Origin of the sequence: Flavobacterium sp. DG1-102-2, from assembly GCF_033042555.1 — a bacterium.
In the GTDB taxonomy this organism is placed as follows: domain Bacteria; phylum Bacteroidota; class Bacteroidia; order Flavobacteriales; family Flavobacteriaceae; genus Flavobacterium.
Genome location: NZ_JAWLIK010000003.1, coordinates 290,269 through 305,085 on the forward strand (window position 1 = coordinate 290,269; position 14,817 = coordinate 305,085).

At 40.4% G+C, this 14,817-nt stretch carries 12 protein-coding genes; 5 read left to right on the plus strand and 7 right to left on the minus strand.

Features of this window, described 5'->3' with window-relative positions; genetic code table 11:
- Positions 1-3: 3 nt before the first annotated feature.
- Genes R1T16_RS06665 through R1T16_RS06685 form a run of 5 tightly spaced genes read right to left on the minus strand, consistent with a single transcriptional unit; the run spans position 4 to position 5,438 of the window.
- On the minus strand, positions 4-1,335 hold the full coding sequence (locus R1T16_RS06665; protein WP_317500320.1) for a DUF58 domain-containing protein: 1,332 nt from the start codon (positions 1,333-1,335) through the stop codon (positions 4-6).
- Positions 1,335-2,432 carry a MoxR family ATPase gene (locus R1T16_RS06670; protein ID WP_317500321.1) on the minus strand — a complete coding sequence of 366 codons (1,098 nt, stop codon included), beginning with the start codon at positions 2,430-2,432 and terminating at the stop codon, positions 1,335-1,337. Before R1T16_RS06670 ends, R1T16_RS06665 begins: the two co-directional genes overlap by 1 nt.
- Positions 2,429-3,619 (minus strand): DUF4350 domain-containing protein, encoded by a 1,191-nt coding sequence (locus tag R1T16_RS06675; protein ID WP_317500322.1) that lies wholly within the window; start codon positions 3,617-3,619, stop codon positions 2,429-2,431. Before R1T16_RS06675 ends, R1T16_RS06670 begins: the two co-directional genes overlap by 4 nt.
- Before the next feature lies 1 nt (position 3,620).
- Positions 3,621-4,421: a DUF4129 domain-containing protein gene (locus tag R1T16_RS06680; protein ID WP_317500323.1), complete on the minus strand. Its 801-nt coding sequence runs from the start codon at positions 4,419-4,421 to the stop codon at positions 3,621-3,623.
- 36 nt (positions 4,422-4,457) lie between these two features.
- Positions 4,458-5,438, minus strand: coding sequence for a stage II sporulation protein M (locus tag R1T16_RS06685; RefSeq protein WP_317500324.1), 981 nt, complete (start codon positions 5,436-5,438; stop codon positions 4,458-4,460).
- A 20-nt stretch (positions 5,439-5,458) separates the two neighbouring features.
- Here R1T16_RS06685 and R1T16_RS06690 point away from each other — a divergent pair, with 20 nt between their 5' ends.
- Positions 5,459-6,202, plus strand: a complete 744-nt coding sequence (locus tag R1T16_RS06690) for an RDD family protein (protein ID WP_317500325.1) — start codon at positions 5,459-5,461, stop codon at positions 6,200-6,202.
- Positions 6,202-6,804, plus strand: a complete 603-nt coding sequence (locus tag R1T16_RS06695; protein WP_317500326.1) for a trimeric intracellular cation channel family protein — start codon at positions 6,202-6,204, stop codon at positions 6,802-6,804. Before R1T16_RS06690 ends, R1T16_RS06695 begins: the two co-directional genes overlap by 1 nt.
- A 172-nt stretch (positions 6,805-6,976) precedes the next feature.
- On the opposite strand, the gene R1T16_RS06700 is transcribed toward R1T16_RS06695, so the two are convergent.
- Positions 6,977-8,248: a MutS-related protein gene (locus tag R1T16_RS06700; RefSeq protein WP_317500327.1), complete on the minus strand. Its 1,272-nt coding sequence runs from the start codon at positions 8,246-8,248 to the stop codon at positions 6,977-6,979.
- Between the two features lie 80 nt (positions 8,249-8,328).
- Positions 8,329-11,442 carry a gliding motility-associated C-terminal domain-containing protein gene (locus R1T16_RS06705; protein WP_317500328.1) on the minus strand — a complete coding sequence of 1,038 codons (3,114 nt, stop codon included), beginning with the start codon at positions 11,440-11,442 and terminating at the stop codon, positions 8,329-8,331.
- Positions 11,443-11,595: 153 nt separating this feature from the next.
- On the opposite strand from R1T16_RS06705, the gene R1T16_RS06710 reads away from it, so the two are divergent.
- From R1T16_RS06710 to R1T16_RS06720, 3 genes are read left to right on the plus strand one after another with little or no spacing between them, the layout of a single operon-like run.
- A complete protein-coding gene (locus R1T16_RS06710) occupies positions 11,596-11,796 on the plus strand; it encodes a hypothetical protein (protein WP_317500329.1) in 201 nt (66 codons plus the stop codon).
- On the plus strand, positions 11,777-13,159 hold the full coding sequence (locus R1T16_RS06715; RefSeq protein WP_317500330.1) for a class I SAM-dependent methyltransferase: 1,383 nt from the start codon (positions 11,777-11,779) through the stop codon (positions 13,157-13,159). The genes R1T16_RS06710 and R1T16_RS06715 overlap by 20 nt, the downstream gene beginning before the upstream one ends.
- Before the next feature lie 7 nt (positions 13,160-13,166).
- On the plus strand, positions 13,167-14,642 hold the full coding sequence (locus tag R1T16_RS06720) for a hypothetical protein (RefSeq protein ID WP_317500331.1): 1,476 nt from the start codon (positions 13,167-13,169) through the stop codon (positions 14,640-14,642).
- Positions 14,643-14,817 lie beyond the last annotated feature (175 nt).

The window sequence follows — 14,817 nt, forward strand, 5'->3', positions numbered from 1 at the left end:
AGTTTATAAAATCCCCCTCGATTTTATCTCAAGGTATTTATTAATACTTTCAATAGTGAGGTTTTCAGGTTTTGTAAGTACAGAGTGTATGCCGTATTTCTTAAGCTCGTTTACGATAAGCCTTTTTTCAAAGGCCAGCTTTTCGGCAATAACCTGGTCGTATACGTCCTGTATGTTCTTAGAGTCGCTGTTTATTAACTGTTCTAACTCAACATTTTCAAAAAACACCACTACCAGCATGTGGCTGTGGGCAATACCTTTTAGGTAGGGCAGCTGGCGTTTCAGTCCGTCCAGCGTTTCAAAATTTGTGTAGAGCAGTATGAGGCTCCTTTGTGTAATGTTCTTTTTTATGTCTGTATACAAACGCCCAAAATCACTTTCAAAAAAGTTAGTGTTTATATTGTACAGATTTTCCAGTATGCGCTGCATTTGCGATGAACGCCTTTCGGCAGCCACACGGTTCTCTACCTTTTTAGAAAAGGCAAACATACCCGCTTTGTCCTGTTTTTTGAGGATGATGTTAGAAAGTACAAGGGTAGAGTTGATGGCATAATCCAGCAGGCTCAGCCCGTTAAAGGGCATTTTCATTACACGGCCTTTATCTATGGCCATGTATACCGTCTGCGAACGCTCGTCCTGAAACTGGTTTACCATCAGCTGGTTTTTCTTTGCAGTAGCCTTCCAGTTTATCGTTCTTATATCATCTCCCGATACATATTCCTTTATCTGCTCAAATTCCATGGTGTGCCCAATTCGGCGTATTTTTTTAAGCCCGTACTGGAACAGCCTGTTAGAAAAGGCCATAAGGTCGTATTTGCGAAGCTGGATGTAAGAAGGGTAGGTAGGCACCATTGCACCTTCGTCAAAAATAAACCTCCTGCACACTAAATGCAGCGGCGACGACACATATATGTTAAGCCTGCCAAAGTGGTATTCGCCACGGGAAACCGGGCGAAGCATATACTCAAAGGTGTCTTTTTCGTTAGATGCTATTTTGCGGTTCAGTTTAAAATCCCTTACCTGGAACTGAAACGGAATTTCGTCTATAACCTTAATGTCTACGGGGAATGAATAGCCGCTCTCCATTCTTATGGTTACAGGGTTTTCATCGCCATTAGAAAATTTCTCCGGTGTATGCCTGGATGCAGTAAATCTCTGGTTGGTTGCAAAAAGCAGCAGGAAATCCAAGACTACAAAACCGATGGCTGCATATACCACGAGCCATGTTGCATTGTATAGTGACGGAAAAAACTGGGCTGTTATAAAGCACAGCAGTATGGCCATCACTACATAGAAAAAGAAATTATTCAGGTATATTTTGTTAAGCCACTTCATTAGCGTGGAATTTCTACAGTGTCTATTATTTGTTTAATGATCTGCTCACTGGTAATGCCTTCCATTTCGCGTTCAGGAGCCACCATAACACGGTGCTGAAGCACAGGGATGGCTGCGTCCTTAATATCTTCAGGAGTTACAAAATCCCTTCCTCTCAAGGCTGCATAACCTTTAGACGCATTAAGGATGGCGATAGAGGCACGAGGTGAAGCACCTAAGAAAAGGAATGCATTCTCTCTTGTGTTTGTTACTATTCTTGCTATGTATTCCAGTAATTGCGGCTCTATAACTACCTGTTTTACGATAGCCTGGTATTTTATGATATCTGCCTGAGATAATACCTGTTTGATATGATCCAGCTTTTGCCTGTCTTTAAGAGCGTTTTCCTTTTGCAGGATGGCAATTTCTTCCGTCAGGTTAGGATAGTCAATGTTTATTTTGAAAAGAAAACGGTCTAACTGTGCTTCCGGCAGGCGGTAAGTGCCCTCCTGCTCAATAGGGTTTTGGGTTGCAATAACTAAGAAAGGTGCCTCCATAGTATAGGTAGCTCCCTCTACTGTTATCTGGCGCTCTTCCATAACCTCAAATAGTGCAGCCTGTGTTTTTGCAGGAGCCCTGTTGATTTCATCGATCAACACGAAATTAGAAAATATCGGACCTTTTTTAAAGTTGAATACCGATTTTGAAAGGTCAAACACCGATGTTCCTAAAATATCCGATGGCATAAGATCGGGTGTAAACTGTATCCTGCTAAAATCCAGCGAAAGGGTTTTAGACAATAGTTTTGCCGTGATGGTCTTTGCTACACCCGGTACACCTTCAAGCAGCACGTGGCCGTTAGAAAGAATAGCGACTAGCAGCTGGTCTATCATTTTGTGCTGGCCTACAATTACCGAATTGATCTCGCCTTTTATAGCATTGATGCCGGCCTGCAGGTCAGACAGGTTCAGCCTTGACTGAAAGCTGATATCTTCGCTTTCCTGGGCAGCGGTTTTTTCAAAATTAATGCCTGTGCTGTTTGTCTCCTGATTGTTACCAGGTGTTATTCCGTCGTTGTTGGTGTTGTCCATATTTTGGTTTTCAAAAGATTCTGTCATAATCTTAGTTTTTCAATTGCTTTATTAATTTCCAGTGCATCAGCTTCGTTGCTGGCAAGCTGGCTTCTGTGTTTTTTTATTAAACCTACCACTTTTTCAATATCCTCTACAGGCTTGCCTGTTTTTAAGTGCAGCCTTTCTATAAAATCCTTATCAAGCAAATAGGTATCTATAAGGTACAAGTTACGGATGTGCTCTAAAAAGTATATTATCTTTTTTTCTATTATCGTATGGTGGTCGCCCTCCTGAAGGTAAAGGTTACCAATTGTTTTGGCAAAATCTACGGTTGTGTTCTTAAGCGGCAATATTTCCGGTACTATGCGCTGCTTTCTCTTGGCATTAAAGAAAATAAATATAAGGAACGAAATGATAGCAATCCAGAATGCCGATTTTAAAGCACGCTGCGAAAGTATGTACCTGAATATACTGTCTGATTCCTCGCCATTCTCGTATTTTTTAGCATACCAAAAAACCCTGCCCTGCGGAATGTATGACAATACACCCTCTGCATACTTGTAGTGGTCGTCTTTCAGCAAATGGAAATTACTAAAAGCAGCAGGCTGTGTGTGCAGTAAAATGCGTCCATAACCGTAAGGTACTTCTATAAAGTCGGCGTGTTTCTTTTTTCCTATGGTCTGGTAGCCAAGTATTTTTACCTTTTCAGTGTCCAGCGAATCAAAATACGTATAGCCTGTACCGCCTTTAAAAAGGTATTTCTTTACAGGTTTCTTTTCTCCCAGCGATAAATAAGTAGAATCCTTTATTGTAAAATCGTCGCCGGTTTTTAACTTTAATGAATCCAGTATAGGGCCCGGAAAGCTCTTCATGCTCAGGAAAATCGTGTTTCCATGATCTGCATAATAAAGCAGCTCCTTAGCCGACTCATCGTCTATCTCGTTTTCTTCGTTTATGTTTATAAAGTTACCAGGCTCCCTGTATCTTTTGCTCTCATAGTCATATAGGCTTTCAAAGAATTCATAAGGGGTTGTGGTAAGTTTCTGTACCGTATCGCCTTTAAACAATTCAGGCGATTCCTGATCAAAAATGTACAAGCCCAATGGCACTTTATCTTTAGTAGCATAGGTTGGTGTCCAGTCTATGGTATCGGGCCTCATAGCGTCTGCTATTATTATAATCAACAATACCAGAACCAGTAATACGATAAAAATTCCTGACTTTTTATTCATCTTATAGCGTATTTAAGGTTTTTTGGAATGTTTTTTCGGCTTTGGCAAATGCCTGTTCGTCCAGCGGAAAATCGCCATACCAGCTATAATCATACACATATGTAAGGTATTCAAAATCTTTTTTAAGCTGTGGGTTCTTTATTTCATACAGGTAATCACTGTTTGTTTTATCCCAGTACCAGTCTATAATTTCGCGGTCTGCCATTTTTTTAAGCAGCCATAAAAAGTAGTATCGCACAGCCAGTTTATAGTTTCCTGCCTGTTTCGTTTCAATAGTCAGCTTGTTGAAATCCAGTTGGTGGATATCTTCTTCAAACACATCGCTGGCAGTAATCTTTTTGCGCGAACGCCCAAAGATCCACATACCCTCCTTGTTTAGTATTGCACGCACTATCATGTAAATAACCCCAAGGATCACAAGGCCTGCAATAATACGTTTAATAACTACCGATGCAGTGCTTTCCGGTTTGCCATTGCTTGAAAAAATCCAGTCAAGGATATCGCGTACTCCTTCCCAAAAGCGGTCCCAAAGTGTTTTAGGCTTTGGTTTAGGTTCATATAAAAAGTCTTCGTCGTCGTATTTCTTTTTAAAACCGTCTTTTAATCTTCGGTCTTTATATACAGGTTCAACGTAGTTTATGGCCTCTGCAACAGAATCCTTGTTATTTGCAGGCGTAAATTCTTCAATGTATTCCTCACTTTCATTCAGGGAGTCTGCATGGATAGTTTCATCCTGCAAAATTCCTGCATTAAGAAAGGCGGGGCTGCTTAATAACAGCAGGTATAGTAATAGTTTATTCACAGTTAATCGTGGTTGTACGGTTGTTATCGTTTATAGCTATTGTAATGAGGCAAAGTTCTTTTTCATTTTCCTGTTTACCCTGAACGGATAGATAAGGTAATAATAAGATATAAGCGATAATGTAAAAAATATTATAAAAAGGTTCAAAACCCTTGGCATATCAGGCGAATAGCGCGTTACAAACCCTTCGAGCATTCCTGCAGCAAATGTAAACGGCATGGTGCTGAGCAGTATTTTGAGTCCGCTCTTAAAGCCTATCTTAAGCGATGCCATCCTTGAATATGTTTTAGGAAACAAAATACTTGCACCCAGGATGAATCCTGCAGCAGCTTCTATCACGATGGCAAAAATTTCCATGCAGCCGTGAATCCATATTCCGCGAACACTCTCCCAGAAAACGCCCTGCTCGTAGAAGAAATACTGGAATGAACCCAGCATAACGCAGTTGTAGAACAGCATTAGTAAAGTTCCAAATCCGGCAAAAACACCATATAAATAGCACCTGATGCCCACGTAAAGGTTGTTTGCAGTGATGCCTACGGCGCTTCCCCAGTTGCTGCCACTTTTATACACGGCAACTGGATTTCCGTTCTCTATGTTCTCCAGGGTCATGTTTACATAATTGTCGCCAAGTATAAGCCTAACAAAGGTTGTATCGTTAGCGGCAGATATAACGCCTATAGCTGTAAAGATAGTAAACAGCAAAAAGGCATATAATACATAACGCCTGTATTCATAAATAATGAGCGGCACTTCGGTCTTAAAGAAAAAGATGAACCTGTTGCCCTCTTCGCGCTTGGTTTTATAAATTTTTTGATAGGTAAGCGAAGCAAGATGATTTAAGTACACAACGGTCTTGCTCTTAGGGTAGTAAGTCTGCGAAAAAGACAGGTCGTTAACTAATTGTATGTACAAACTGGCAAGTTCGTCAGGATTTTTTTTAGCTTTACCGAAAATAGCCTGCTCAAATTCAAGCCATTTTTCTTTATTTTGTTTTATAAATGCAACTTCTCTCATACACAGCTAAATTATAAAATATGTCAGAATTATCTATAACAACAACACAAAATGTGAATATTAATTTTACAGCTGCCCATGCGGGCGCCAGAATGGGGGCAAGCTGGATTGATATTTTTATAAAGGGAGCTTACACCGGTATCGTTACTTATATCCTTATGAGCGTTGCCGGGCTTGATAATTATATGAGCAGCCTTGACCAGTGGGAGGTAGCAACTGTATACCTTGGGATTAATATCCCGGTGATATTTTACAGCCTGGTATTTGAAAGCATCTTTGAAGGGCAGACCCCTGGGAAAAAGCTTCTTAAGCTTAAAGTCATCAAGATAGACGGCTATCAGGCAAGTTTTGGAGACTATCTCATCCGATGGCTGATGCGCCTGGTTGATATCAATTTAACAGGTGGTATCATTGCGCTTATCTTTGTTTCTAACAGCAAAAAACACCAGCGTTTAGGCGATATGGCAGCAGGTACTGCCGTTATTAACCTTAAGAACGACATCAGCATAAACCATACAATATTGAGGGAAGTACAAAGCAATTATGTGCCTATATATCCGCTGGTTATTAAGTTGAGTGATAACGATGTACGTATCATTAAAGAAACCTACGAGGCCAGCATGCGCACAACAGATTTCCCAATGATAGAAAGGCTGCAGATGAGGATTGAAAATGTTACGGGAATCAAATCTACATCGGCAAATGCGATGGCATTTGTAAATACGGTCCTGCACGATTATAACTACTATACCCAGAATATGTAATGTTTCAACTGCTTGATATACTGGGAACAATGGCCTTTGCCATCTCCGGGTCACTTACCGCAATGAATAAAAAGATGGACCCTTTTGGGGTGTTTGTCATCGCTTTTGTAACCTCTGTGGGTGGCGGTACGCTGCGTGATGTTTTGATTGGCCGAACCCCTGTGGGCTGGATGAAAGACCTTACTTACGTGTACATGATCATTGCCGGTTTTGTTATCGCCTTGTTATTCAGGAAGAAGCTTGATAAATTAAGGGTTTCACTGTTCCTGTTCGATACAATTGGGCTTGGTGTGTTTACGCTTATCGGCCTTGAAAAAGGTATTGCCATTGGCCTGCATCCTGTAATATGCATTGCGCTTGGAACCATGACCGCTTGTTTCGGCGGAGTGCTTCGTGATATTCTTTGTACCGAGATCCCGGTCATTTTCAGGAAAGAGATTTATGCCACAATTTGTATCATTGGCGGCTGTGTTTTCTTTTTATTGCGCAAATGGAACGTGCCGCAGGATGTACTTTATCTTGTCACTTCTGGAATTATTATAGGTATCAGGCTTTTAGCGGTAAATTACAAATGGTCTATGCCGGTTTTAGAGCGTAAATAAGCCGTTTTTTCAAGAGCCTAATGTTACGCTTTTGGTTCTCAAAATGCGGATTTCGTGCGCAAAATTAGAAGTAGACAAAATTCTAAAAATCAGCATATTGTAAAATAATGTTACGCTTTTGGTTTTTCTGTTTCAGAGGCCAAATGACATATTCACAAATCACCAAAATGAGCTATTTAAGTTTTAAAAATTCGCTCATGTTTTCCTTTTCAAAAAGTATGCGCCCAATTTTTATATCGCTCGATCCTTCCTTAAGCTGATAGGTAAATGCAGGTGTGTCGTTTTGCAGATTGCAGTCAAGGTATAGACAGGAAACTGCACCAGACTTTACTTCATCCATAGCTATCAGTTGGTGCAAATGGCTCGATACAAAGAACAGCGACTCCGGAAAATTGAGCATCCCTTTTAATGTTGACCTGCTGATTTCCAGCGCATCATCAATGTTCGTTCCTCTAAAGAGCTCGTCAAATATGGCAAACCCCGGCTGGCCCGTACCTGCTTCCCGGACTACCTTTTTGAGGTTCATTATTTCGGTCATAAAATGGCTGTAGCCGCTCTGCAAATCGTCGTTCAGGTTAATAAAGATTTCTATGTTGCTGTAAAACGGAATGTTAGCCGCTGATGCCGGTATGGCAAAGCCAATGTTAGCCAGGTAAACGCATATGCCAATAGCTTTAAGCAGGGTTGATTTACCCGACATATTAGGCCCTGTAAGCAATATCACATTACTGTTTGAATGCAGTGTATTCTTAACCGGATGCTTAAGTACCGGGTGATAAAAATCATTGATGGACAGTTTATTGCCCCCAATTTCGGGGAATTGAAATTTATAGAAATGGATGCCCTGCGCTACAGAGATGTACGCTTCAAAACGGGTGTATGTGGTTTTGAATGAGGTGTCAAGTTTCCTGCTTTTCCTTTTGGCTATCAACCTGAAAAATGCGATTATGTGCTTTATTTTAAGCTTGTTCTCACGGATAAGGCTTTCGTAATAGTTTAGCCTGTAGCTGCTCAGGTAATCGTCCATTAGCGCCAGTTCCTTTTTGTATTCAACAGGAAATGCCGTAGTAGGAACATTTTTTATGTAATGGTGCAGGCGGTTATACATCAGTACTACCTGCACAAATTTACTGCGGTACTGGTGGTATACCGCCTTAAAAAGCCTCAGCCTGAGCCTAATATTCTTAGACAGGTATTCTTTTTCGGTAAACTTTTCTATAAAGAAATCGGCTTCACGAAAATCAATGCGGGAGTAGGAGTAGTTTGCAAACATTTCAATATTAGCCAAAAAGCCCTTGAGTATATTCTGCCGTTCAATAACTTCCTGTTGTGATGCGAGTGGTGTAAGCATCATTCTTTTAAGACATTCACGCGCATCGTCGTTTTGGGTATAGTCAAAAAAGGTAACGATATCCCGGGAAATGCTAAGGTCTTTTATTTCCATAATTTTAAAAAAATCCAAATTTCAAACTCCAACTTTTGGTTCCAAATCATCGAATCACGAAATCCACAAATCGTCAAATCTTACCTCGTTACATATACCCATCCTACGATTGGCTCGGCAAAATCAGGGTCGTTAAGCTCTAGTACAAAGTAGTAGGTGCCTACAGGAACCTGTGTGCCTTCAGCGCCAATTTTAGATACGTCGGCAGTAGCATCCCAATCGGCGGTACTGTGGTTTCCGGTCCATATCAGGGTACCCCAGCGGTTGTATATGCTCATCTTAAAGTTTAGGAACACATTGCGCAGTCCCTCTACAAAAAAGTCGTCGTTAAGGCCGTCGCCGTTTGGCGTAACATAATTATGGGTTACAGGGGCACATTTTTTAACCTTTAGCAGGAATGACGCCGTTGTATGGCAGGTGCCATTAAACAGGCGCACATAAATGCGTGTAGGGTTTTCATTTATGCTATAGCTCGTTATATTGTAGATACGGTCCAGGTCTTGGTCGGCGTTGGCCTGAGATGTGTAAAACGTAACCGTTTCGTTAGGATAATTTTTTAAGGTCTCGGCATAGTCAGAAAAGTCGAAAGTTGCCGATCCAAATCCTGCATCACACAATTCAATATCATCCGGCTGGATCAGTACAGGCGATAACGGAAGGTTCTCAGCCTGTGCAAATTCATTATTTGTTTCGTTAAGCTCTAGAACTATCCCCATGCCATTACCGGTATCATCGGCAACTAATTTAAGTTCAAAATCAAGCGGAATGCCTATTGGCACAGTAACTTCTATGAATCCCGGTTCGCTTTCGCCAATCTCCAGTGCATTAATCGTGTGTACAACTGTAAGTACCTGACCATCGGCATAAATAGCAACGGGAGTATTGGCAGGCAGTACATCTGTACCGTTTACATTGCTCACGGTATAGTGTATGTGCAGTATGCGCGAGTTACATTGTTTGTAAACATCATCTATAACCACTGTAGCATCAGGAAAATAACAGTCAATTATAAACAGCGTAAACGAAGCCGTGTCATAACAGCCGTTTTCATCGGTAAGGCGCACATAAACTTCTGTATTGTGAGGAGCATTGTAGTCAACAGGATCTATAGGGTTATCGCCACTGTCGGCATCTGCCTGAGAGGTGTGGAAAGTGACCACATCTGTAGAAGTTACCTCCAGTGTCTCAGCGTATATTGAAAAATCAAAGACCCCAATTCCCGACCCGTTAAAGGTTTCGCATCCTTCAATAGCTGCAGGCTGAATTAGTACGGGTGACACCCAAAGCATAAACGACTGGGTAGTGCCATTGTTCAATTCATTAGTTTCTATAACAACACCAGTTCCATTGCCTGTATCATCTGCTACAATGGTGAGGTTAAATGTTTGAGGTACAGCAGCAGGTATTGTTACCGTTATTGTGGTTGTAAGGCTTCCGCCAATGGCAATATCTGCAGTTGTAGCTGCCGTTGCAATAAGAATTCCGTTAGCATAAATAGCAACTGGGGTATTGGCGGGCAGTATGTCTGAACTGTCAAAATTGTTTACAGTATAGGTTACCTGTAATGTCCTGGAATCACAACTTGTAACTATATTACCTATTGTAACTGTAGCATCAGGAAACGTACAATCTATGGCGATCAGCTCAAACGATGCCACGGTAGAACATCCGTTGGGGTCGTCCAGGCGCACAAATACCGTTTCCGGATTTTGTGTGGTAAGATAAGCATTGGCTGCTGTAATCTGGTCGGCAGCATCTTCAGACTGTGCTCCTGTAAGCGTATGGTAAAAAGTAACTATTTGGTTGTCGTCTGTCTTCAGCGATTCTTCGTAACCTGAGAAGTCAAAAATACCCACATTAGTTCCGCTTGCCGTTTCACAGTGGGTAATATCGGCCGGGTCTATCGGATCTAGCGCCCAAAGGATTGTCGTGTATGTAAACGAGTTGTTCTGTTCGTCTATTTCAATCACGCTGCCTGTTCCTGTTCCGTTGTCATCTACAATAAATATAAGCTGCACTTCTCCGGTAAGCCCCGTAGGCAGGGGCAGGGGAAGCGTGCCGCTTTCACTGCCATTTATAGCGATTTCGGTCTGTGTAAAGAATGATGTAAGAACATCTCCATTATAGTAAACCGTTACCTGCGTTCCGGCAGGCAGGGGAGCGGTGCTGTTGTCGTTGTGCACCGTGTAATCTACCTGAAGCGTTTGGGCCGCACAGTCTTTAAATTCGTCATCTATGGTTATGGTGGCATCGGGCAATTCGCTGTTTAATTTAGTGACGATACAGTTTACAATAACCACATCCTGGCCGGACTGCAATGATACTTCGGCTGTTGTATCGCCTATAGCTACAAAATTATCAAGTGTATATATATCCAGGTCCATGTTGTATAAAGCACTGGAGCCGGTAATACTGTTAGTACCATTAAATGCATTAGCAGAGGGATTAAGCGGTGGGTTGCTTACCGTTAAATTGTTTATTTTTAGCGATTCGTTAACCGATATGTTTGCATCGCCCTCCCAGGCTACAAAACCTATCTTAGAACCTGCGTTGTCTATTACATTAAGATTGTCAAGGGTTATATTAATGCTATTTGGAACCATCTGGAAACCGTCATAGACATTTAGCTGATTAAGGGCCAGTGAATTGTTTTTATAAACAATTACGAGTGTCCAGCCGCCAAAGCTGACACCGGTACGACAGTAAAGATTTTCACTGGGCGCACCACCATTTATCACATCAGACAGGTCCATGTCAGAGAAGGTATAAGTACCGTTGCCTTGAGCCAGTACAAGCGCGGTAACATCGGCAAATGCGCTAAAAAAATGCCTTTCTACATTTTCACCGTTTTCTATAGATTCATAGAGCATTGCAAAGTCGCGTTCGGCAGTTATTGCAGTTCCGTTAAGCTTAACCTCAAAATCGCCAGTTCCCGATCCTGCCCAGTATAAATATGCTTTTTCTATTATGTTACCTGATGCCAATGACAGCTGGGCCGACGATGAAGGCAGCAGCTCGCAGGGTGCAAATGCGCCGTTAAGTCCGGTTGGGCCATTAGGGTGCTCATTTAAAGTGTTCCCTACAAACGTAAAATCGTACCTGCCGTTAAATTGCTGGTAAAGGGCTATGTCTACCTGAGGATAAGCTAAAGATGCGGTTAAAAACGTAAAAAGCAGGAGTAGTATTTTTTTCACAGCAATACTTTTTTTGCTTAAAATTAACAATTATTTGCTAACAGCCAATTTTTTAGCTTAAAACAACATTATTAATAATTTACGTTATTATTAGGAGGCATTAAGAGGCATTGCCGAATAATTTTCTATTTTTACGACTTTAAAAAAAATATTATGGCCAATCATTTTTTATATTTTGACCCCGGTACAGGCGCTCTTGTAGTACAGCTTTTAGTTGCTATTGGCGCAGGTGTTACCTTGTTTTACAGAAAAATTACAACAGGTATAAAATCGGTTTTTGGAAAAAAACAAAATCAGGATCATATGGGTACTATTGATATTGAGGAGAATAAGGATGCAGACAATAATAAATAGGCATGCATCTTCGTTCAGGGATCCTTCAGGTAATATATTTACAGATAACGGAGTATTGCTCAGGTCTGTAAACCCAATATATTTTGAACAATACAATGCATTAAACAATAGCGGTTTTTATAAAAAACTGTTTGATAACGGCCTGCTTATACCTCATGAAGAGGTTGCAAACGAGCAGAGCCACATTACCATAAAACCAGAAAAAATAGCTGTCTTTTCGTATCCATACGAGTGGAGTTTCTCGCAATACAAGCACGCTGCGCTGCACACGCTTAAGTTGCAAAAATACTGCCTCCAGAACGGATATACCCTAAAGGATGCCACTGCATTTAATGTGACCTTCCACAAAGGATCTCCCGTTTTTGTAGACAGCCTTTCTTTTGATAAATATAGCGAAGGCGAACCATGGCGTGCTTATAAGCAGTTTGTAATGCACTTTTTAGCGCCGTTGGTACTAGCCAAGTATTATGGCAACGACATGCTTAAGCTCCTGTTGCAGTATATAGACGGCATTCCGTTGCAAAAGGCTTCAAAACTATTGCCGTTCAGCGCAAAATTCAGTCCTGTGCTGTATACCAATATTGTTTTAGCGGCTAAGTATGATGCTAAATATTCCAGCGACGATAAAGGCGCAGGTAAACAGGTTACTATCTCTAAACAAGCACAGATACGAATACTTGATTCGCTGTACAATTATATAAAAGACCTTTCCCTTAACGAAAAGACAGAGTGGAAAAATTACTATAGCATTACTAATTATGATGCTGCAGCTTTTGATTTTAAAAAACAGCTTGTAAGTCAGTGGCAATCTCAAATAAACGCGCAAAAAGTAGTAGACCTTGGTGGTAACGACGGAACCTTTGGCCGTGTGCTCAAAGACAGCGCTGCCGAAATCCTGGTTACCGATATAGACCCTAATGCTGTAAACCAAAACTACAGCCAGGTGCTTTCTAATAAAGAAAAAAACATACTCCCGCTTGTGAGCGACCTGCTTAATCCATCACCGGGGATAGGTTTTAATAACAAGGAGCGTTTGCCGTTACAGCAGCGTATTAAAGACAATAATTTTGACCTGTCTTTAGCGCTCGCACTCATACATCACATATCGCTTACAGGTAATGTGCCGTTTGAGATGAGTGCTCAAATGTTTGCTTCGCTTACGCCATACCTTATCATTGAGTTTCCTGACAGGGAAGACTCATGGGTAAGCTTCCTGCTGAAAAGCAAGCGTGAATTTGCAGGCCATTTTGATTACTATAATAAAGCAAACTTTGAAAAAGCCTATACAGATGTGTATGATGTTGTAGCCCAGCAGGAAATACCTAATACGCATAGAACCATGTACCTTCTTAAAAGGAAATAAGATTTGAATGATTGAAAAAATAAGACAACGACTGTTTGCGTTTTTGAAGTCAGATAAAGATGTGCCGGTGCTCGCTGGTTTCAGTGTTGGCATCTACATGTTTCTGTTATTATATTCCCGTAACCTGGGTATGTATAATTCTCTGGTGCAGTTGTTATTTTACAGCTGTTATTATATCCTAATGCCGGTTACTATCCTGTTTTTGGGCTGCCTAATTATAGAAAAATTAAAATTCGTAAAATTTAAAAAACAGTTTCTTTTTGCGGGTGTGCTTTGCTTTTTTCTCTTTTTTATAATACAGAACAATGATTTTGGATTTTCTAAAAAAATCGCTTTAGCAGCATCTTTCGTTATAGTTGCGATACTATCTTTTTTTCTTAAAAAGTATTACAAGATAGCTGTTGTCCTATTGCTGTTTATGGCTGTTTTAAATATTCCTTCTGTTTTAGCTTCGGTAGCAGTAATTACTTTTGCCGATAAAGGTTATAATCATCCTACAGATGATATTGAAGCTGTAAAATTTAAAAATAACCCTAATATTTACTACATACAGCCCGATGGCTACGCCAGTTTTGATAATCTGAAAAATAAACTGCACGGCTACGATAACAGTGCCTATGAAGATTTTTTGAGCCAGAACGGTTTCACCATGTATGGCGATTACAGGTCTAATTATGCGAGTACCCTGCTTTCAAATTCGGCTACATTTTTAATGAAGCACCATTATGCAGCTAACGATATTGAGCTTTTTAATGCAAGGGGTATTATAGTGGGAGATAATCCGGTTTTGAGGATATTAAAGAATAATGGTTATAAGTCTCATTTTATAACCGAAAATCCTTACTTACTGCTTAACAGGCCAAAGTTAGGTTACGATACCACTAATATCCCATATAGCGAAATACCGTTTTTAGGCGGCGTTCTCGCTAAAAATGTCTGTAGCGACCTTAAAGCCCGATTAGATGAAGATAATCGTTCGGGTGGCCATAATTTTTACTTTATAGAAAAATTTCTGCCAAGCCATATCCACAACAATAAGCCCGAATCGCTCGGTGCTGCAATTGAAAAATCGGAATATTTTAAAAGGCTTAACGAAATGAACCTATGGCTAAAAGAATTGATAAGCTTTATTATGGCAAAAGATAAAAACGCGATGATAATTATCGGTGCTGATCACGGCGGTTTTGTTGGGTATGATTACATGGGGCAGAGTTTTGAAAAAAGGACTTCAGACAAAGAGCTTGTAAAATCTATTTTTGGCGCGCAGCTTGCCATCAGGTGGACTACCGAAAAATCCAGAGAATATGACACCCGCCTAAAAACGGGAATTAATTTATTCCGTACGGTGTTTTCATTTTTATCAGAAGATAAAAAATACCTTGATAGTATGCAGGAAAACAGTAGTTTTATGCGATTGGAAAATAATCAGGGTGTATATAAATATATAGGCGAAAACGGTAATATAGTTTTTGAAAAAATATAGTTGGTAATTATTTAATATGATACAAAAAGTAAAAAATAAATTTCAGACTTTTTTAGATGATCCCAAAGATGTGCCATTTTTAGCGGGGTTTATTAGTGGTTTATATCCTTTTTTGTTTTATTATTCCAATAATTACCCTGCAATAGATTCAGCAGGACACTTTCTGATATTTTCG

What these genes read in the sequence shown, in the direction of transcription:
- R1T16_RS06665 (WP_317500320.1), bottom strand. Translation starts at nt 1,335, where the DNA reads ATGAAGTGGCTTAACAAAATATACCTGAATAATTTCTTTTTCTATGTA.
- R1T16_RS06670 (WP_317500321.1), bottom strand. Translation starts at nt 2,432, where the DNA reads ATGACAGAATCTTTTGAAAACCAAAATATGGACAACACCAACAACGAC.
- R1T16_RS06675 (WP_317500322.1), bottom strand. Translation starts at nt 3,619, where the DNA reads ATGAATAAAAAGTCAGGAATTTTTATCGTATTACTGGTTCTGGTATTG.
- R1T16_RS06685 (WP_317500324.1), bottom strand. Translation starts at nt 5,438, where the DNA reads ATGAGAGAAGTTGCATTTATAAAACAAAATAAAGAAAAATGGCTTGAA.
- R1T16_RS06690 (WP_317500325.1), top strand. Translation starts at nt 5,459, where the DNA reads ATGTCAGAATTATCTATAACAACAACACAAAATGTGAATATTAATTTT.
- R1T16_RS06695 (WP_317500326.1), top strand. Translation starts at nt 6,202, where the DNA reads ATGTTTCAACTGCTTGATATACTGGGAACAATGGCCTTTGCCATCTCC.
- R1T16_RS06700 (WP_317500327.1), bottom strand. Translation starts at nt 8,248, where the DNA reads ATGGAAATAAAAGACCTTAGCATTTCCCGGGATATCGTTACCTTTTTT.
- R1T16_RS06710 (WP_317500329.1), top strand. Translation starts at nt 11,596, where the DNA reads ATGGCCAATCATTTTTTATATTTTGACCCCGGTACAGGCGCTCTTGTA.
- R1T16_RS06715 (WP_317500330.1), top strand. Translation starts at nt 11,777, where the DNA reads ATGCAGACAATAATAAATAGGCATGCATCTTCGTTCAGGGATCCTTCA.
- R1T16_RS06720 (WP_317500331.1), top strand. Translation starts at nt 13,167, where the DNA reads ATGATTGAAAAAATAAGACAACGACTGTTTGCGTTTTTGAAGTCAGAT.